The sequence below is a fragment of the Paraglaciecola sp. IT1134 genome (assembly GCF_058068185.1).
Genome location: NZ_CM176486.1, coordinates 4,515,290 through 4,535,519, shown reverse-complemented (window position 1 = coordinate 4,535,519; position 20,230 = coordinate 4,515,290). Strand labels below are relative to the sequence as shown.

Genomic DNA, 20,230 nt, shown 5'->3' with positions numbered 1-20,230 from the left:
CAAAGACTTAGCCTTCAACTTGCCCAGACTCACTGTCTGCTAATCCGCCACCCAATACACGATACAGAGTAATGCGATTATCCAAATCCGCTAGTCTGGTGGTAATAAGCGATTGCCTTGCACTATACATGGTGCGCTGGGCAGTAAGTGCATTCTGAAAGCTATCCACTCCACCTTTATAACGCGCCAGCGACAAATCATAACTGCGACTCGCCGCTGCCACTAGCGCTTCTTGGGCATCCAGTTGCTCTTGTATCGTCGCCCTGCGGACTAGTGCGTCAGCAACTTCAAAAAAGGCACTTTGAATAGCATATTCATAAGCAGCTAGATATTTACTTTGCTGGGCTTCGCTGTAGGCTAAATTAGCATCATTCGCTCCACCATCGAATATTGGTAAAGATAAACTCGGTGCAATAGTCCAAATTGAGCTAGCACCGCCAGTAAAAATGTCGGCCAATACGGAACTGGCCACGCCACCAGTGGCAGTTAATGACAAGCTAGGAAAAAACGCCGCCCGGGCAACACCGATATTAGCATTAGCCGATTTTAGATTGTGCTCGGCCGCTAATACATCAGGGCGTTGCAACAGCACTGACGACGACAAGCCAGCGGGCACATCTGTGACCAAACTTCCACCATCGGGTAGCTCGGCTGGCAACAAGCTATCATCAAATTTCTCACCAACCAGCAAGCGTAGAGCATTGAGATCTTGCGCTACCTGAGTCGTATAGTTAGCAATGTCTGAACGAGCGCTGTAATAAATCGTTTGTGCACTGGCCGCATCTATTCTTGAATCAACGCCCAGCTCTAGACGCTTATTAGTGATGTCCATGGTTTTTTGTGCGTTTGTAGCGGTCTCTTGAGCCAAACCAAGTTGGTTTTTATCGGCGGCTAAGGTTAACCATGCATTGGCTATCTCTGCGATAAGCGCAATTTTTGCTGCTTTAGCAGTTTCTTCACTGGCTAAATACGCTTCCATTTGCACGGCATTCAGGCTGCGGTTTTTACCAAACAAGTCGATTTCGTAGCTACTTAGTCCTGCCTCGGCCACATAGGAGGTAGCAATACTCCCTGATGAAGTCTTTGACCGATTACCACTTAGCCTCGCATCAATTTGTGGGTACAAATCCGCTTTTTGAATACGATAAGTCGCACGTGCCGCTTCCACATCGGCAAGAGTTTGACGCAAATTTCGGTTACTGCTCAGTGCCAACTCGATGACCTGGGTTAAACGTGCGTCTTTAATAAAACTTCTCCACGGCAATTGCATGGCCTGTTGAGCAGACAAACCAGATGTTTGCTCACTGGATTTACTATCCCAGCCATTGGACACTGGTAATTCAGAACGCGAATACTCTGGGGCGAGTGTACTGCAACCTGCCAACATTAAGGCCCAAACAATAGGTAGTAGTCTAACTCTGCGATGTGAGTTGTGTGCTAGCTTAATCATGAGCATTCTCTTTGTTAGTCAGGTTAGCGGCATATACGGGACGTCTTTTGGGGAGCATGCCGCGTACTATTACAAAAAATAAGGGCACAAAAAAGATCCCAAATAGGGTGGCGGTAAAAGTTCCACCAACAATACCCGTACCTATTGAAATACGACTGTTGGCACCTGCCCCCGATGATAAGGCTAAGGGTAAAATACCAAACATAAACGCCAGTGATGTCATGATAATCGGCCGTAAACGTAGTTTTGCTGCCTCCATCGCCGCACCAACTAAGGAGGTACCACGCTGATAAGAAGCTTCAGCAAATTCCACAATCAAAATAGCATTTTTTGAAGCCAGTCCAATGGTGGTCAATAAGGCCACTTGAAAATAGATGTCGTTTTCCAGTCCCCGCAAGGTGGTTGCCATGGCTGCACCGATGACGCCTAGTGGAATCACTAAAATCACTGACAAGGGCACAGACCAACTCTCGTACAATGCCGCTAAGGCAAGGAATACCACCAGTATTGATATCGCATAGAGAGTCGTTGATTGTCCACTTGCCAGTTTTTCTTGATAAGACAAACCACTCCATGCGTAGCTCAACTTACCTTGGCCGACTTCTGCAGTTAAGCGCTCCATTTCGGCCATTGCCTGACCAGAACTTACACCGCTAGCGGCAGAACCCTGTATTTGGTAAGAGGCAATACCATTAAAACGTGACAAACTTTGCGGAGCACTTGACCATGTAGCAGAGCTAAACGCAGAGAAAGGTGTCATGGTAGTGTCGCCGCTGGCATTTTTACCACGTACATGCCAGTCACCTAAATCCTCAGGTTTAGAACGGTATTCAGCATCACTGGCCAGATAAACCTTTTTTACACGGCCGTTGTCGACAAAATCATTCACGTAAGTACCTGCCCACGCCGAGGTTAAGGTGCTTGCTACATCTGACAGCGACAGACCAAGAGCGCTAGCTTTACCATTATCAATATCAATTTTCAGCTGTGGGGTATCACTTAAGGCCCCTTCACGAATTCCTGTGAGCAGATTGCTTTGCTGCGCCTTACTCAGTAACTCACTTTTTAATGCCGTTAACTCTTCACGACTGGTACCTGCACCCGCCTGTAATTCAAAGGTAAAACCATTGCTCTGGCCTAAACCTTGGATAAGGGGTTGTGACAGAGCAAATACACTGGCATCACGAATACTCGAGAGGTTTTTGTTCATGCGTTCGATCAGTGCATCGGCACTTTGATCTTCACTTAGGCGTTCATCCCATGGCGTCAATGATACAAAACCCATACCGGCATTTTGGCCGCTACCAGCGAAATTAGAGCCTGAAATCGAAAAGGCTCGAAGTACAATATCAGATTCATTTTCTACTAAATATTTTTCCACCTGTTCGGCCACCGCTCGAGTACGTTTAATCGATGCTCCCGGCGGTAAATTAATCTGAAACATGGTACTACCTTGATCTTCTTGGGGTAAAAAGCCAGTAGGCAAGCGCACGATAAGTAAACCAAGCACCACAACGATAACGCCATAGACTAAAACCCAGCGCACTTTACGGGTAATCATGCCTTGTACGTAGCCGGTGTAAGATGCCGTCATACGGTCAAAAATGCGGTTAAAACCGGCAAAAAATCCCTTGCCTGCACTATTATGTTGAGTTTTAGTTAACATGCTGGCACATAAGGTTGGGCTGAGTGTTAAGGCAACAATCACAGATAAGGTCATCGACGATACAATCGCAATTGAAAACTGCTTATAAATAACCCCTGTCGAGCCACCAAAAAATGCCATGGGTAAAAATACCGCTGATAACACCACCGCGATGCCAATTAGAGCAGAGCTGATTTCAGACATGGACTCTATGGTCGCGTCCCGTGGGGATAAGTTTTTCTCGCGCATCAAACGTTCTACGTTTTCTACCACCACTATCGCATCGTCAACCAGTAGGCCGATAGACAGCACGATGCCAAACATGGTTAGCGTATTGATTGAATAACCAAAGGCAGATAACACCCCAAAGGTACCAAGCAATACTACAGGTACCGCGATGGCTGGGATCAATGTTGCTCGCCAATTTTGCAAAAACAGCCACATGACCAATACGACCAAGACAACCGCTTCAACTAAGGTTTGTACCACTTCGCTAATGGAAATTTTGATAAATTCGGTGCTATCCCGTGGAAAAGTGACTTGGTAACCCTCAGGTAAATTTACCTCAAGTTCGGCGACTTTGTTTTTTACCCGTGTTGCCGTCTCCAGTGCATTTGCCCCAGGCGACAACATAACAGCAATACCCGATGCAGGATGACCGTTAAGGCGCGGAATAGAATCATAACTTTCACTGCCAATCTCTACACGAGCAACATCACTCAAGAGCACATTAGCGCCATCGGCATCATATTTAATAATGATATTGCGAAACTCGTCTGGCGTTGACATCATTGATTGTGCGGTTACTGTGGCGTTCAGCTCTTGATCTGCCAAGGTCGGTACCGCGCCAATTTTACCCGCCGGTACTTGGATGTTTTGGGCGTTCAAAGCACTGGTAATATCTGAGGGCATTAATTCATAAGCCGCCAATTTATTGGGGTCTAACCAAATACGCATTGCATATTGAGAGCCAAACACTCTGACATCGCCGACGCCTTCAATCCGCGCTATGGAGTCTTCCATATTCGATGCGATGTAATCAGCAATATCAAAGGCTGAAGCCTGATCGGTTTCGTCATATACGGCTGTCACCAATAAAAAGTCGGAATTTGATTTGGTGACCGTCACCCCTTGAGACTGCACAGACTCGGGGAAACGTGAGTTGACCTGTTGTACCTTGTTTTGCACTTGTACTTGAGCGTAATCGGGGTCAGTACCTTCTTCAAAGGTAATATTGACCGACACCCCACCATCAGAGGTACTCGACGATGAAAAGTACAAAAGTCCATCAAGGCCTGTGAGTTGCTGCTCAAGTATCTGGGTAACACTGTTTTCTACGGTTTGAGCATCTGCACCAGTATAACTCGTACTAATACGAATAACCGGTGGTGCAACACTGGGATATTGTGCCACAGGCAACGACATAATCGACGCGATACCGGTGAGCATAATAACGATAGAAATAACCCAAGCAAAAACGGGGCGATCAATAAAAAAGCGCGCTAACATGGCTTATACTCCCACTTGAGCAGTAAAGTCATCGGCATCAGGTTTGACTACTGTGACCATCACGCCACTGTCACCCATTTGAACTTCTACCGCACTTACTGTGCTGCCTGGGCGCACTTTGCCAGAACCTTCAACCAATAACTTATCATTTACCGACAAACCACTGGCAATCAACCACTGGTTATCAACCGCATTAACGGTTTCAAGAATACGTTTTTCGACGACATTATTGGCGTTAATCACATAGGCATAGGTGTCTCCCGTTGCCGCATGGTAAACCCCTTGCTGGGGCACCAATATCGCATTTTTATCAACAGCTTCATTGACTTGTGCTCGCACAAACATGCCGGGTAATAATATGCCATCAGGATTGGGGAATTCGGCACGCAGGGTAACAGTCCCCGTCGCAGCATCAACTGAGACTTCTTGCATTTTTAACTGACCTTTAAAGCCATATTCAGTGCCGTCTTCCAAGGTAAGTGATACAGCAGCACTGCCTTGTATGACCCCACTTTCACTCATCAACTGGCGCAGTTTTAGCAGCTCCTTGCTGCTTTTTTTCATATCCACATAAATAGGATCCAAAGTCCGTATCGTGGCTAAAGCCGCAGTTTGCTGAGCGGCAACTAAGGCCCCAGCAGTCATGTTAGATATACCAATGTGACCCGATATCGGCGCAGTGATTTTGGTAAATTCAAGGTTAATAGCGGCGCTAGCTAAAGCGGCTTGGTACTTTTCAATATTCGCTTTAGCTTCGAGGTAGGATGCATGAGCATCGTCAGCATCTTGTTGCGAAACACCTTCAAACTGCAATAAATTAGCATAACGCTGATCTTTTAATTTAGCCGTTTCGACCGATGCCTTGGCACTATTTAAATTGGCTTTGGCTTCATTGTAGGCAGACTGATAGGTCGCGGGATCAATTTGATAAAGCAATTGCCCTTGCTCGACTAAACTACCCTCACTAAATAAACGCTGTTGAATAATGCCACCCACCTGAGGACGCACTTCAGCACTTAACGAGGCCACTACACGTCCTTGCATTTGGGTGTCGATGTTATGCTGGGCAGTGGTTACTGTGATATAAGACACTGCCGGTACCGATGCGCCTCGCGCTGGTGCTTTGTCTTGTTGACAACCACTTAGCAGAGTTGCTATTAGTAGCAGCCCCCCGATGTATATTGAAGATTTCATGATTAAGCATTCCTCGTTAAATACGCAAACAAAAGATGAGGCTAAAACAACTTAATATTCGTGCTACGCATTAATGAAAAAGTGTAAAAACCTACAATTGGTGAAAGCATAACAAGGTTAAGGTTAAGGCCGGGTTAAGGTTTTTTTCCATCCCTAAGGATAAACAGACCAATGAAATCAATTAAAAGGTAATATGCGTTAACCCCTGCATCTCCACTGATTTTCTAGATGTTTATTGTATTGATCACTTAGCTGAAAATGACGTGAATGTCTGCTAGTGGAAAATAAAATTATTTAGCATCGATTCAACGTTGCGCGGGTGGCGGCGGACGTCTATCTGTTACCTCACAACTTCGCCTGTCATCCTCTAGGCACTACGCTGAACCTAGCTGGAGCATTGAACAGCTAAACCGGATCAATAAACATATGAGCCTGGCGTTTCTGGATTGCTATGTCAATCAAAGCATAGAGCGCTGTGCTTACTTGCCCAAGCGGCAAGATATTACTCAGGTTAGGGAGCCAAATCGCAAACTGACCGCACATTGGCCTGATTTTACTGAGAGATGGGGCACGGGAGTGTTGTTTTATCGGGGTAACTGAACGGAGGAACATCCGCCAGCTTATAGCGCAAGCTGGCGGTTGAATTAAGCTAATTAATGAGCTGCGCTGTAGTCTTCCACGGCTTGCCATACTCGCAAGAAATTCCCGCCTAATACTTTTTTGATATCTGGCGCCGAGTAGCCGCGATCCAGCAGGCCCTGGACCAGATTGGGGTAGCTAGCCACATCTTTCAAATCTTCTGGTAACGAGTCACCCACACCATCAAAATCAGAGCCTATACCGACATGATCGATGCCGATTAGTTTTACCACATGGTCGATATGATCGAGCACAGCATCCAGGGTGGCGTAAGGGTAGGGGCTTTCTGCCCTGTAGTCCTGCTCAAAAGTAGCTGATTTCTCACTGTTTAGGCTTGCACTTTCTTCCAGCGTCTTTTGTTTTGTCTTCATCTTATTCCGCCAATTTTGTGCCATATTACTAACAAAACTGGAACCGAAGTTGATTTGGATCACACCATTATTTTTCCCCAGAGTCTTGAGCATGTCGTCGTCCATGTTGCGCTCAAATCCAGGGGTAAAACTGCGTAAAGATGAGTGTGAAGCAATCACTGGTACCTTGCTCACCTCAAGTACTTGATAGAATGCCGCATCTGAAATATGTGAGACATCAACCATGATGCCGATATTATTCATCTCGCTGACCAGCTTTTTGCCAAATGGACTCAAACCTTTCCATTTACGACGAATGTCATAGGACGAGTCCGAGATGTGATTACTTTGTGAATGGGCCAGGGTGATATAGCGGATACCCCTGTCATAGAATGTCTGTAAATTGGCCAAATCTCCCTGAATGGGTGAACCATTTTCCATGCCCAGAGGCAAAGATATCAGGCCTTGTGTGAACTGTTGTCGCACATCTTGAACGGTTTTGGCCAAGGCAAATTTGTCTGGGGCGCGGCCGACTAAGGCTTCAACGTAATCAATCAATTTGTGTGCCCGAGCCGTTGATTCTGTGGAATCGTCAAGGCTGGCCGGCACATAAATTGACATAAAAGGCGCGTTTAGCCCACCGGCTTTAGCGCGAGGATAGTCAAAATCGCCGTCTGGTGTAGCTTGGCTCACATCGACCCATTTTTTGTTGATCCTATTTGGAACATCGATATGCGAGTCGATCAAAATCGTGTTTTGGGTCAACGTTTTAGCTTCGTCTGATACTTGTATTGCTAAGGCTATCGGACTGGCAAGAAAAATGGATGTGCTGAAAAGTAGACTCGCTTTATCGAAATATTTCATGTCGTTCCTTATTGTTTTTACTTATATTAAAGGATGTACGCGTTTGAGAGATTGCATTTACCACAGTGCAGTATGCATCAACCATTTGTCAAAAACGAGTAACCGGTAAACTGATGGTATAAAGGATCGCGAGGTAATGTAAAGCCGCTATTATGGGTTCACATAATAGCGACTTTTAGCAGAGACTTAGATTTTACTGAGGTGGAACAATAAACTACTCTGGGGGGTTAATAGCGGAAGTTGCAAACCCAATTGCATCAGAATTTCCCCACTGAAGGTTTGTCCATCTACGGCGTCAAGATGGTTTGCGAAGCCAAATAATGCTGATTTTGGCCATTTATCAACGTTCTTAATCGGCCAAATAATATCAACCTTATACAGCGTCTCTTTGTGCAAACCGCTGAATAGATACTGATCCGGCAAAGTTGCATCACTACAAGCGATAAAACTGCAAGAGAATAATGCCTGGGACTTATCTTCAGCCACAATGCCTAAGCCATTCATGTATGCAGGCAATTCAAGGCGGAACAGTTCTCCGCTGTGCACCAAGGCGCGATGTTGCTTGTATAAATCAGTCATGGCTTTGAGCTCGACTTTTTCTGCATCTGTGAGCTCACGTAAATCCATTTCCATACCCATATGCCCAAACAAGGTTACGGATGCACGCATTTCCATACTTACTGTGCGGTGCGTAATATGGCATTCACGAGGGCCGACATGGGAGCCCATTAATTCCGAGGGTAAAAAATACGAAAATCCGTTCTGAATTTTCAAACGCTCTAAAGCATCGTTTGAATCCGAGGTCCATATCCGGTCAGTACGGGCCAGTACGCCATAATCGGCTCGGCCACCGCCAGAGGCACAGCTTTCAATCTCAACTTTCGGGTGAGCGGCTCGAAGCGTATCAAGCAAGCGATAAAAAGCATGGATCTGGTTGTGACCACCAGGTTTACCAGAATGATTACCTTGATGATTTAAATCTCGGTTCATATCCCACTTTATATAGCTGATGTCATATTCGGTGAGTAACGTATGCAAGCGCTCATATAGAAAATCAAATACCTCTGAACGAGATAAATCTAATACGAGTTGGTTGCGACAATCGATTTGTGTGTCGATTTCATTGCCCAGCACCCACTGTGGATGTTGACGATAAAGGTCACTATCTGGATTAACCATTTCAGGTTCAAACCATAAACCGAACTCTAAACCTTGGGCTTTAACGTGGTCGATCAAGGGGGTTAAGCCTTCAGGGTAATACTGTTTGTCAACAAACCAGTCGCCTAAGCCAGCGGTATCATCATCACGACCATTAAACCAACCGTCATCTAACACAAAACGTTCCGCACCCATTTGGGCCGCGCGTTCAGCTAAATCTTTTAATGTGGCAAGGTCATGTTTGAAGTAGATCCCTTCCCAAGTGTTGTAATGCACTGGGCGTGGCTTGTCGTGCACGCTTTGACGGATAATATGACTGCGAACATAGCGATGAAATTGTCGTGAAAGGGCCGATAACCCCTGATTACTGTAACTGGCAAATAACGTGGGTGATTGGTAACTTTGCCCGCTGCCCAGGCTGATTTCTCCAGGGAACAACAACTCACCTATTTGCACATAAGCGCGGCCATCGGCCATTTTTTCAGCAACAATCTTGTGGTTACCACTCCAGCCTAAATGAAACCCGTAGGCCTCCCCTTGGGCTTGGTCAGTCGTTTTAGGGTGCAATAATAGCGCTGGGTAGCTGTCGTGAGAGGTTTTTCCCCGGCGGTTTTCACGTACATATGAACCAAAAAACTGCTCTAAGGAGTGTTGCTGAAATTCGCCCGCCCAGTGGCCTTCAAAACCAACGATCTGGTTGAAATCTCGTGGGGTTGGAATAGTAGCCGCAGCACACCAATCAATAGTCACGGCTTTTGGCGAGTCATTGGTCACCGTTGTACTAAAGGTTAATACATCGCTCTTTTCATCAAGCTTAATAGTTACGCTGACACTCATTCCACGGGCAGCATCTACGCTGGTGACAACAACACTCTGTGTATCGGGCTGCTCAACGCTTTGAAATTTAGGATTGACCGCCCATTGGTCGGCCTCGCCATGTAAACTCAAACCGGGTGAGCCTGTGAAACCTTGACCCGAAGTCGGCGTAATACTCAATTTGAGTTCGTCTTTGGAGGATACCGGCGCTTCTTGGCGCAATCGTAACGCACGCATCATTTCGCCCGTTGTTTGCGCAGATAATTTAGCGCGCCAGTAAATGATTTGTGCAGCTGGATACCCGACGTCGAGTATAAGGCTGCTGTTGCGCCCATGTAATGCAATGAATTGTGCGGCAGGTTGCGTCATTTTGGATCCTTACATTAGGAATGAATTTAACGATAAAGAATAATTTTACATTTTAAACGTTTTTAAAAACATATAAATAGTATTATTTAAATTATCGTTACCGATACCCTGACGAATATCCCAAGCTCAATTGGCGGTTAGTATAGCTCTACGAGCGTGTAAGTAGGCGTTACAGCTAGTTTACCTTGAATTAACCTGGGCAAAAAGTTTAAACAAATATAGTGGTTTCAGTGAGAAATATAAAGTCAACGTTCAATGCCTCAAACTCCCTACTTTAGAGTTTAACTAACTGTTTTACTTTGTTTTATGTGAAATAAACTGGTTTATTTCGTTAGAGTTGACTAGCTTGATAATGTTGCGCCTATGTTGACAAGTTGTATTAATACTATTTAACATACATATCAGTAGGCGAGCCAATCTGCATAAGTCTATAGCTGTGCAAGTAATAATATTTCAACGCTAATCTTGTGCAGTGCATAAAACGAACACATCTATTAACAGGACACAACGGGGCACATCCCATGAAAAAATCATATCTTTGGACGGCGGTTAAAACCGCTTTACTACTACCAAGCGTTGCTGGTTTATCTATGCACGCAATCGCCCAGGAAGCGACAGATGACAGCAATTTAGAAGTGATTCAAGTTCGCGGTATCGTCAGTAGTTTAAAACGCGCCATGTCTGACAAAAAAGAATCTCTTATTGTTTCTGACGGTATTGCTGCAGAAGATTTGGGTAAATTCCCGGATTTGAATGTGGCCGAATCGCTGCAACGTATTACTGGGGTATCTATCGATCGCAGCGGCGGGGAAGGGCAAGCCGTTACCGTGCGTGGATTTGGTCCACAGTTCAATACTGTTTTAGTTAATGGACGTCAACTTGCAACCGACAGCGGTGGTCGTGAATTTAACTTTGACGTTCTGGCAGCGGATCAAATTACCGGTGCTGACGTATACAAGAGTACCCGCGCCGATCTTCAAGAAGGTGGCATCGGAGCAACGATTAACGTATCGACTGCCCGTCCATTTGATTACGAAGGCTTCCAGCTTATTGGGTCAGTGAAAGGCATGTACGAAAGCCTATCTGAAGAAACGTCGCCCTCGGCGTCATTTTTAGTTAGCAATACATTTAACGATGACAAAATGGGCGTGTTGTTAGCCGTAAGTCGTCAAGAGCGCGATGTACAGATCAATCAAATCAGCACAGCCGGTTGGCGTGGTGGTCAAGAGATTTCGAACCGTGATGATGGTGTGTTGTTTACCAATGCCTACATCCCTCGTAACTGGGATCAAACCGTCGATCAACAAGAGCGTAAGCGCACAAACGCAAGTTTAGTGTTTCAATTTGCGCCATCCGAAGAAGTTAGCATTACTGTTGACGGTTTCGTATCAAAATTTGAAGTGGATTCGCAAGTCACTGATTTGGCTTCTTGGTTTGAACCTGATCGCGTTGGTAGTGCTACAATCGATGCAGAAACGGGTACATTGTTGACCTTCAATCAAGTGGTTGGTTTGCATCAAGGCAGTGGCGATCCAGCCAGTGACTTTGTATCACATACTCGTAATTCACGTGATTCACAAAGCGACGGTTTCGGTGTAAATGTTAAATGGGATATCACGCCTCAACTTAAAGGTACCTTCGACGTATCAACGTCTTCAGCGGAAAACGACCGTGCTGGTAAAGATCGTTTCAACGTAGTGGGTATCATCAATAATTACGTCTTTGACGGCACGGGCAGTGTGCCAACCGTTCAACATGACGGCTTTGAAAATGGCGCGCTACCCGACGCCAATCGCGCTCGTTTGCATTACAATGAGAAAGGAAACGTAGGTACCGATGAAGATGAAATCAACGAATTTAAAGCGGATTTCGTATACCTAACCGATTCAGATGTATTTCAAAAAGCACAATTTGGTGTTTATCGCCAAGAGCGTGAAAAGTCGGCCTTCCAAATTTTTGGCAACCAATGTGCTTTCTGTGGATACGGCACACCAGCACCGATTGATAGGATCGGTTTTGAATCTTTTACTGCTAAAAACTTCTTCCCTGGCCTAATCGACACTTTCTACACCTATGATGGCGACGCCTATGTGGATTTCTTAGCGGAGTCTGGCAATCCTATCGAGACCAGCTTACAAAATAACCGTTACACCATAAATGAAGATGTCACTAGCTTATATGTAGATTTCACGTTCATTTACGATATAGGCGATATGCCCTTATCAGTAAATGTTGGTGCGCGCTATGCTGAGACTGATATCAAGGTTGCTGCGGTGCAAAGTTTTATCAAGGATGTTGTACCTACTTCTGATTTGACTTTATTTTCTAACGAATTCGGCCCAGCTACGGATATTCAACAAGGTGATAGCTACGCGAACTTGCTACCTAGCGTAAACGTTAAATTGGATCTCAACGATGAAATGGTTTTACGTTTCTCGGTATATGACTCAATGACACGTCCAACTATGTCTCAGTTATCTCCGGCGACGTCTTTCAACGAACCTCGACGTCAAAACTTAACAGCAGGTGGCGGTAACCCTTCACTTAAACCCTTTACTTCGGAAAACTGGGATCTATCGTTTGAGTGGTACTACGCTGATGCGAGTTACTTCACTTTCGCAGTATTCAGTAAAGAAGTTCAAGATTTTATCGTAACTTTGACCGGTGAGGAGACTTACTCTTTCTCTGACCGTCAAACTGCTGATGATTTCAGATGTCACAACGACAGCGGCGATGATTTGTGTGCTGTTGGTTTGTCGTTGGATCCAACCCGTCCTGGTTTTGACGTGGTTGCAAACACCGATGAGCTAAACGGTTCAAGCGAAATCTACAATGTTAGCCGTCCGCAAAACAGTGAGGCCACTAAAGTGACCGGCTATGAAGTAGCGTTAACGCACGTTTTCGAAAATGGTTTTGGTGTAATGGCTAACGCTACCGTTGTGAACGCTGATACTGATTTTCTGGAAGGTTTAGGTGATTCTCAAAACTTGATTGTGTTTTACGAGCAAGAGAACTGGCAAGCACGTATTGCATTCAACAACCGGGAATCTTTCTTGCGCAATGTTGACAATGGTTTTAATGGCGAACCTATTAATACCCAAACATTTGGTCAGTGGGACGTAAGTGCAAGCTACGACATCAATGAAAACTTCACTGTGTTTGTTGAAGGTATTAACGTAACGGAAGAAGAGTTAGTACAAACCGGTCGTTTCGATAATCAAATATATTCAATCGAAGACAACGGTGCACGCTATGCTGTTGGCGTTCGTGCTAAGTTTTAGGGTTTAGTAAATAGCTTGGCTGGTTGTGTACTTAGCCTGCCATGTTTATTTTGTGTGTGTTGAATGGCCTGTGGCAATACTGTCCGGGCCGTTTTTATCTAAAACAGTACTGCTGGTGTATCTACAGTGTTATACAGTACTGTTTTAGATAAGAATAGTGTCTTAATTTATTGAAGCGGATAGCGTTCCACCCATGTCAAATGCAGTCAAAAAAATAGTAATAGTAGGTGGGGGAACCGCTGGATGGTTGACCGCGGCAATAGTTGCCGCGCATCACCAAAGGGAGACAGGTTGTGGTCTACAGGTGGTATTGGTTGAGTCCTCTGATATTCCCACTGTCGGTGTAGGTGAAGGCACTTGGCCGACAATGAAAAATACCCTGCAGCAGATCGGTCTTAAAGAAAACGACGTATTTCAAACCTGTCATGCTGCCTTCAAACAGGGCGGGAAATTTGTCGATTGGGTGCACGGTAATGGTGATTTTTACTATCATCCTTTTACTGTGCCATTAGGATACGGGCGAATTGACCTGGCACCCTACGTATCCAATATCGAAAATTACGCTGTGGAATCAAATTTTCAACAGCCTATTTGTGAAGCCGGGTTGGCCCCCAGAACCATGGCGGAAGGTGAATACAAGGGCCAGTGTAACTACGCATATCATCTGGACGCCGGTGCCTTTGCCGAACTGTTGAAAACCCATTGTAAACAGAATTTGGCAGTTGAGCATATAGTCGGCACAGTCCAAGACACCTTGTTGGCGGCAGATGGCAGTATTGACGCTGTGTGTGTAACAGGGCAAGGAAAGATAAGCGCAGATTTATTTATCGACTGCACCGGTTTTGCGTCCCTGTTGTTAGGCAAAGCGTTGAATGTTCCCTTTGTTCCAGCTGATAAGGTGTTGTTTAACGATACTGCGTTAGCCATGCAGATCCCTTATGCACAGGGCAACAGCCCAATAGCCAGTCATACTATTGCCACTGCCCAACGGGCCGGCTGGATCTGGGATATAGGGCTGACCCATAGACGGGGAGTGGGCCATGTATATTCCAGTGATTATCTGAGTGATGATGAGGCCGAAGCCAATTTGCGTCATTACTTGGGGGATGCGGCAACAGGTATCAATGCACGCAAAATCAGTTTTGCCAGTGGACATAGAGCACAATTTTGGAAACATAATTGCGTGGCTGTGGGTATGTCTGCCGGTTTTGTTGAGCCGTTGGAGGCGACTGCCATTATGTTGGTGGAAATTTCCGCCCGTTATATTGCCGAAAACCTGCCCCCAGATGAAGTTGTAATGCCCATTACCGCCAAGCGTTTCAATCAACAGATGGATTACCGCTGGCAACGTATTATTGATTTTTTGAAGTTGCATTATATGTTGACCAAACGGCCTGAACCTTATTGGCAAGCCCATTGTGCGCCATCCTCTATTCCTCAGAGCCTCCAGGATGATCTGGCGCTTTGGCACTTTCGTGGCCCGGTCACCAGTGATTTTGATAGCGCAGTTGAATTGTTTCCTGCTGCCAGCTACCAATATGTATTGTACGGTATGGGCTTTAAACCCGATTTTTCTCGCCAAGCCTATCTTTATAATCAACAAGTTCAAGCCGACAAAATCATTCAGAGAAATCATCAGCTTACACAGCAGATGTTGCAAACGCTTCCGCCTCACCGGGAATATATTGAGCGCTGGCTTAGTACTGAAAAACAGAGGCAAAATATAAGATGAGCACATTAGTCGAACTTAGCAATACCCAGCATAACGCTCTTAAATTGAAAGTAGAATATTTGACAGAGTTTGCCAGTACACAACAAATTATGCGCTTGCGTGCCATTGAGGTGAGCAAGGCTGTGACCAATTTCCCGGTCTTTTTTACCCGCAACGCCCATGACGGCAGTTGGGTATTGTCGGCATTAAGCAGTTTTGAAAATGGACGCAACTTGTTTGTTGAGAAAAATCAGTGGTGTGCTATTTATCAGCCCACTATTTTGCAGACCTATCCGTTTTTTCTCATGCAATCTCCAAGGGAAGCCCGAGGTTACACCATAGGCATAGATGAAAATAGTCGTGCGTTTTCTCCGGACGTGGGGCTAGCGGTGTTTGAAAACAACGGCAATGCTTCTTTGCTCTTAAGTAAGAGCAAAACCCTTCTAGAAGCAGACATCACCCACGATACCGATACTGTCAAGTTCGCTTCTCAGGCCGAGGAGTTGGGGCTACTCAAATGCATCGACCTGGTAATTATCTATGCAGACGGCGCAACGCACACCTTGTCAGGCTTGTACACCATCGACGAAGACAAGTTACACGTGTTGTCCGCTTCGATGTTAAGTGAGCTAAGCAAAAATGGTTATTTGATTGCCATTCACGGGATGTTGCTGTCGATTTATCAATTAAATCTATTACTCAGAAAACATAATCAACAACATGACGTTAATAAAATTAGCCAATTGAAAATTGAGGTCGCAAAAAACCGCGCTGCCTCGTAATTATACCCATAGCAACCTATACGTGTTTGGCCGATGCCTCAGTTGTATCTACCATAATTATTAGTTAACAACGGTTTAGGCGACTATCAAAGTCGCGACTGTTAGAGGAAACACAAAATGTCAGAAAATATGATCCAAGCAGTTGTATTTGCTCTGGTGACGGCCATTATTGGTTTGTTAACTTATTTGAAATGCCGAGGTCATGGACGGGGACAAGGTAAAGATGAGCAAAATAAGGAGTATTTTTTGGCAGGTGGTGGCCTAAGTTGGATGTTTGTTGCGGGCTCTATCACGCTAACCAACTTAAGCACTGATCAGCTTGTTGGCATGAACGGCAATCAAATGGCATTGCTAGCTGTATGGGAGTTTTCAGCGGTGGTGGGATTGATTATCTTGGCAAAAGTATTCCTACCTGTGTATTACAAGTATCAATGCACTACGACCACTGAGTTGCTTGAAAAACGCTATCAAAACAAACATATTCGCGCGGTGATTGGCATGCTTTTTTTCTTAGGTAACGCCTTGATTTATATGCCTGCGGTAATTTATTCTGGTTCGCTGTTTATGCAAAGCATGTTTAACGTGGATATTCCACTGATGTATATTGCTATTGCGTTTGCGGCACTTGGGGCAGTTTATGCTATTTTCGGTGGCTTGCGAGCCGTGGCGGTATCTGATACCTACTCCGGCGTACTGTTGCTGTCTATGGCGGTGTTGGTGGTGTTTCTTGCTTTGAATGCGATTGATTATGACTTTTCGGGGATCCCGGCTGAGCGCTTAACTCTGCTGGGGGACGATGACTCACCCGTTCCATGGCATACTTTGTTTACCGGTATGTTATTAATTCAAATGTATTACTGGGGGACTAATCAAACGATTACTCAGCGAGCGATGGCGGCGCCCAACATAAAAGAAGCACAAAAAGGGGTTTTTGCAGCTTGTGGCATACGTTTACTTATCGTCCCGGCAATTATCGTTATTCCAGGTATTGTCTCCTATAAGTTATATGGCGATATTGGTGATACAGCCTATGGTCGTATTGTGGGTGATGTGATGCCCCTGTGGCTGACTGGTGTGTTTGCAGCGGCAATGGCTGCCGCAGTTTTATCGACTTACAACAGCTTGTTAAACTCAGCCACGGCGTTGTACGTGTGTGATATTCACGAAGCCTACTTCAACAAAAATCCCAATGTGGTGAAGTTGAGTGGCTGGGTAACGGCTTTGTTAACGGTATTGACTTTGGTGTTAGTGCCCATTTATCAGCAAGCAGAAAGCATTATTAACTTGTTGCAGCAACTGAATGGTCTATTGAGTATGCCTATACTGTCTATCTTTATAGTGGGCCTGGCCTTCAAAAATGTCGATGCCCGAGCGGGTATTGCGGCAGTTATCATGGGTGTTTTCATGTATGCCTTGCTTACCTTCGATTTCTCACCGATTAAGTTAAGCTGGCACTACATCCATGTTATGCCCATTACCTTGATCGCTTGTGTAAGCTTTGCACTATTAGTTAATAAATTTGTCTTCGGTGGTAAAGCGGAATTTGCCTGGGGCAGTGATGATGGCTTGCAGACCTCGTCTGAAGCATGAATAGTTAAATTATTGGATAAAAGATGACAACTCTTAGAACAAGTAATATACAAAAGTTGCCTCAGGGCACCTATGATGCGTTGATCATCGGTGGTGGCATCAATGGGGCGGTGTCGGCTGCGGCCCTGGCCGCCAAAGGTGTGAAAGTGGCCTTGATCGATAAAGGTGATTTTGCCGGCTTTACCAGTTCTAATTCTTCTAATTTAGCCTGGGGCGGCATTAAATATTTGGAAAGCTACGAATATGCTTTAGTGAACAAGCTGTGTAAGAGCCGTAATCATTTGATGCGCAGCTACCCGTCTACAGTAAAAGAGATCCGTTTTTTGACCAGCATTCAAAAAGGCTTTCGTTTCCCTGTGTTATTTATTTATATGGGCACATTGTTGTATTGGATGATGGGGCGTTTTTTCACTAAAATGCCCAGCTATTTATCGGGCAGTAAAATCAAAGCATTGGAAAGCGTGATTAATACCCAGAATGTCACGGGTGGTTTTGAGTATTCGGATGCGTATTTGCAAGACAATGATGCGCGCTTTGTTTTTAACTTTATTCGCTCAAGTATGAGTTATGGCGCCATTGCGGCTAACTACGTTGAATCTTTAGGTTCAACACGCGTCGATGGCGTCTGGCTGACCAAAGCCAAAGATACTATTAGCGGCGAAGAGTTTGAAATACGCTCAAAAGTACTGATCAATGCCGCTGGTCCCTTTGTTGATCCGTTAAATGTGGTAAACGGTGAGACGACTGAGCACCACCACGTATTCTCAAAAGGCATTCATTTAATTGTTGATCGCGTAACGGATAGCAATAAAGTGTTGACCTTTTTCGCCGATGACGGCCGTTTGTTTTTTGTTATTCCCATGGGGCCTAAAACCTGTATAGGTACGACCGATACACAAGTGGACAGTCCTTACGCCTATGTAACAGAGCAAGACCGTCAGTTTGTGTTGGATAACGCCAATAAACTATTGGTGCTGGATAAGCCACTGACTAAAGAAGACGTGATTGCCGAGCGTTGCGGTGTGCGTCCGTTGGCGATAAAAGGCACAGGTGGTAAAGCCGATTGGGTGCAGTTGTCACGTAAACACGCGATCGACAAAAATGCCCAGCACCAGTACATGTCTATTTTTGGCGGCAAACTAACGGATTGTATTAATGTCGGTGATGAAGTGGCTGGCATAGTTGAAAGCTTTGGTATCGACCTGCTTTATGCTGATTTTAAGTGGTATGGCGAGCCTGATGATACGGTGCGTGACGAGTTCTTCCACCGTGCCAAGTTAATGAACTTCGACGCCCTCACCCCGCAAACATCGTCGGAGCCTCTGACAACACGTTTCTGGCGGCGTTACGGGCGCAACGCCATCAATATGTTGGAGAGTATTCGTGAGAACCCCGAAAAAGCCCAGTTATTGATCGAAAATTCTGAATACCTTCGGGTGGAAATTGAGCACGCAGCCCAGCGTGAAATGGTAACAAAATTAGAAGATTTTCTGCGTCGGCGCTCCAAAATATCCCTGGTAGTGCGCCAGAAAGACATTATTAGCGCCCCGGGATTGCAAGAAGCCTGTGAAATATTGTTTGGAGATCAGGCAGAGTTTAAGCTGCAAGAATACATCAGTGGCTTGACTAATGATGTCGCCGCCAAGCAAGATGTGGTAGCGTGAGTCTTGTTTCTGCTACGGTCTGTAAATCAGGCCGTAGCAGAGCAACAGGCAAGTAAAAAACGAGAACGGCTGACAAACCTGACGGTTTGTTACCGGATCGCACAAATAGTAACTATCCTATTTACATTTCGTGACATCACTCAATAAATAAAAGATACTTGCCGGCGTTTAATTAGCGTTAGGGGCTGTTCCAGCGTCACTTTCAGGCATTGTCTGCAACGTTCAGGTTGGCACCGCACAATGTTTTGTTTAACAGCCCGCTAACTCGCTTGGCAACAAATCGTTTTGAAATTTACCCAAAGAGACATATTCAATGACAATTAGCTATATCCCTTTAGACAAAGAGAAACATAAAGATCTTAAAATCAAGCTGCAGCATGATTTCGCCCATGCCAAAGATGCGCACATAGCAGCGGCCTCTATCCGCGAATATGCTCAGCTTGCCAGCGTGATGCCCATTGTTTTTGTTAAAGATCCAAAATCCGACAATTTTCACACTGTAGTCATGTTAGGTACTGAAAAAGGCACCAACCTGTTTGTGCAAGATGGCAAATGGCAAGTGCATTGCCTGCCATTGAACATCCAGCGTTATCCGTTTGATGTGCGCCCGGATGGCGACAAATTAGGGGTGTTTATCGATGAAAACAGTGCCCTGATAAGCGACGAAGGTGAGCCAGTATTTACCGAAGAGGGCAAGCCCAGCCAATTTTTAGAAAATCGTCAACAGTTGTTATCTGAACTGGCCAACAGTGAAATGGCCACCCAACGTTTTATAAAACAGCTGGTGGAATTCGACCTACTCGAGCCCATTGAATTATTAGTGAATTACGTTGATGGTCAAAAGCGTAATGTCACAGGTATGCACGGTATCAGCGAGAAACGGTTGCATGATCTGGCGGAAGATAAAGTCTTGGCTTTACATAAATCAGGCTTTTTAGGGGCAGCTTATGCTGTGTTGATGTCTTTAGGTCAACTTAATCGTTTGGTCCAGTTATCAAATAACAGCGCCGCGCCTATCCAGAACTTGCAGTTACGTGTGGGTGAGGCCGTGAGCGGCGAACAAGCAGCTACCGAGCAGCAACCAACTAACGCCTAAGTTAGCTCATTATGAAAAAGCCCCGCTGAATAACATTCAGCGGGGCTTTTTTGTGTTACTTGAACTCTTCCACCAAAACTGGACTGAATCTAGAATTCGTTTGATAATTCCT

11 protein-coding genes are annotated in these 20,230 nt (G+C 45.2%); 6 read left to right on the top strand and 5 right to left on the bottom strand.

The annotated features are described in order from the left end of the window. Nucleotides 1–7: 7 nt before the first annotated feature. The 5 genes from AC3RV5_RS19710 to AC3RV5_RS19690 all read right to left on the bottom strand — a co-directional run bounded on the left by AC3RV5_RS19710 (nucleotide 8) and on the right by AC3RV5_RS19690 (nucleotide 9,994). Complete coding sequence (locus AC3RV5_RS19710; protein WP_489729276.1) at nucleotides 8–1,450, bottom strand: efflux transporter outer membrane subunit; 1,443 nt, start codon at nucleotides 1,448–1,450, stop codon at nucleotides 8–10. After that, a complete protein-coding gene (locus AC3RV5_RS19705; protein WP_489729275.1) occupies nucleotides 1,443–4,604 on the bottom strand; it encodes an efflux RND transporter permease subunit in 3,162 nt (1,053 codons plus the stop codon). The genes AC3RV5_RS19710 and AC3RV5_RS19705 overlap by 8 nt, the downstream gene beginning before the upstream one ends. 3 nt (nucleotides 4,605–4,607) lie before the next feature. Then, complete coding sequence (locus tag AC3RV5_RS19700; RefSeq protein WP_489729274.1) at nucleotides 4,608–5,798, bottom strand: efflux RND transporter periplasmic adaptor subunit; 1,191 nt, start codon at nucleotides 5,796–5,798, stop codon at nucleotides 4,608–4,610. A 653-nt stretch (nucleotides 5,799–6,451) separates the two neighbouring features. Next, complete coding sequence (locus AC3RV5_RS19695) at nucleotides 6,452–7,651, bottom strand: dipeptidase (protein ID WP_489729273.1); 1,200 nt, start codon at nucleotides 7,649–7,651, stop codon at nucleotides 6,452–6,454. A gap of 186 nt (nucleotides 7,652–7,837) precedes the next feature. After that, a complete protein-coding gene (locus AC3RV5_RS19690; protein ID WP_489729272.1) occupies nucleotides 7,838–9,994 on the bottom strand; it encodes an alpha-galactosidase in 2,157 nt (718 codons plus the stop codon). 521 nt (nucleotides 9,995–10,515) lie between these two features. Between AC3RV5_RS19690 and AC3RV5_RS19685 the strand changes: the two genes are divergently transcribed. The 6 genes from AC3RV5_RS19685 (at nucleotide 10,516) to AC3RV5_RS19660 (ending at nucleotide 20,118) form a co-directional block, all read left to right on the top strand. Beyond that, nucleotides 10,516–13,275, top strand: coding sequence for a TonB-dependent receptor (locus AC3RV5_RS19685; protein ID WP_489729271.1), 2,760 nt, complete (start codon nucleotides 10,516–10,518; stop codon nucleotides 13,273–13,275). Between the two features lie 193 nt (nucleotides 13,276–13,468). Further along, complete coding sequence (locus AC3RV5_RS19680; protein ID WP_489729270.1) at nucleotides 13,469–15,007, top strand: tryptophan halogenase family protein; 1,539 nt, start codon at nucleotides 13,469–13,471, stop codon at nucleotides 15,005–15,007. After that, nucleotides 15,004–15,768 (top strand): SapC family protein, encoded by a 765-nt coding sequence (locus AC3RV5_RS19675; RefSeq protein WP_489729269.1) that lies wholly within the window; start codon nucleotides 15,004–15,006, stop codon nucleotides 15,766–15,768. The genes AC3RV5_RS19680 and AC3RV5_RS19675 overlap by 4 nt, the downstream gene beginning before the upstream one ends. Nucleotides 15,769–15,885: 117 nt before the next feature. Continuing rightward, the gene (locus tag AC3RV5_RS19670; protein ID WP_489729268.1) at nucleotides 15,886–17,358 is read left to right on the top strand and encodes an SLC5 family protein; all 1,473 of its coding nucleotides are present in this window, start codon (nucleotides 15,886–15,888) and stop codon (nucleotides 17,356–17,358) included. A 23-nt stretch (nucleotides 17,359–17,381) separates the two neighbouring features. Continuing rightward, entirely contained in the window at nucleotides 17,382–19,022 is a 1,641-nt protein-coding gene (locus AC3RV5_RS19665; RefSeq protein WP_489729267.1) for a glycerol-3-phosphate dehydrogenase/oxidase, read from the top strand. Between the two features lie 313 nt (nucleotides 19,023–19,335). Further along, nucleotides 19,336–20,118, top strand: a complete 783-nt coding sequence (locus AC3RV5_RS19660; protein WP_489729266.1) for a SapC family protein — start codon at nucleotides 19,336–19,338, stop codon at nucleotides 20,116–20,118. The last annotated feature ends 112 nt before the right edge of the window (nucleotides 20,119–20,230 follow it).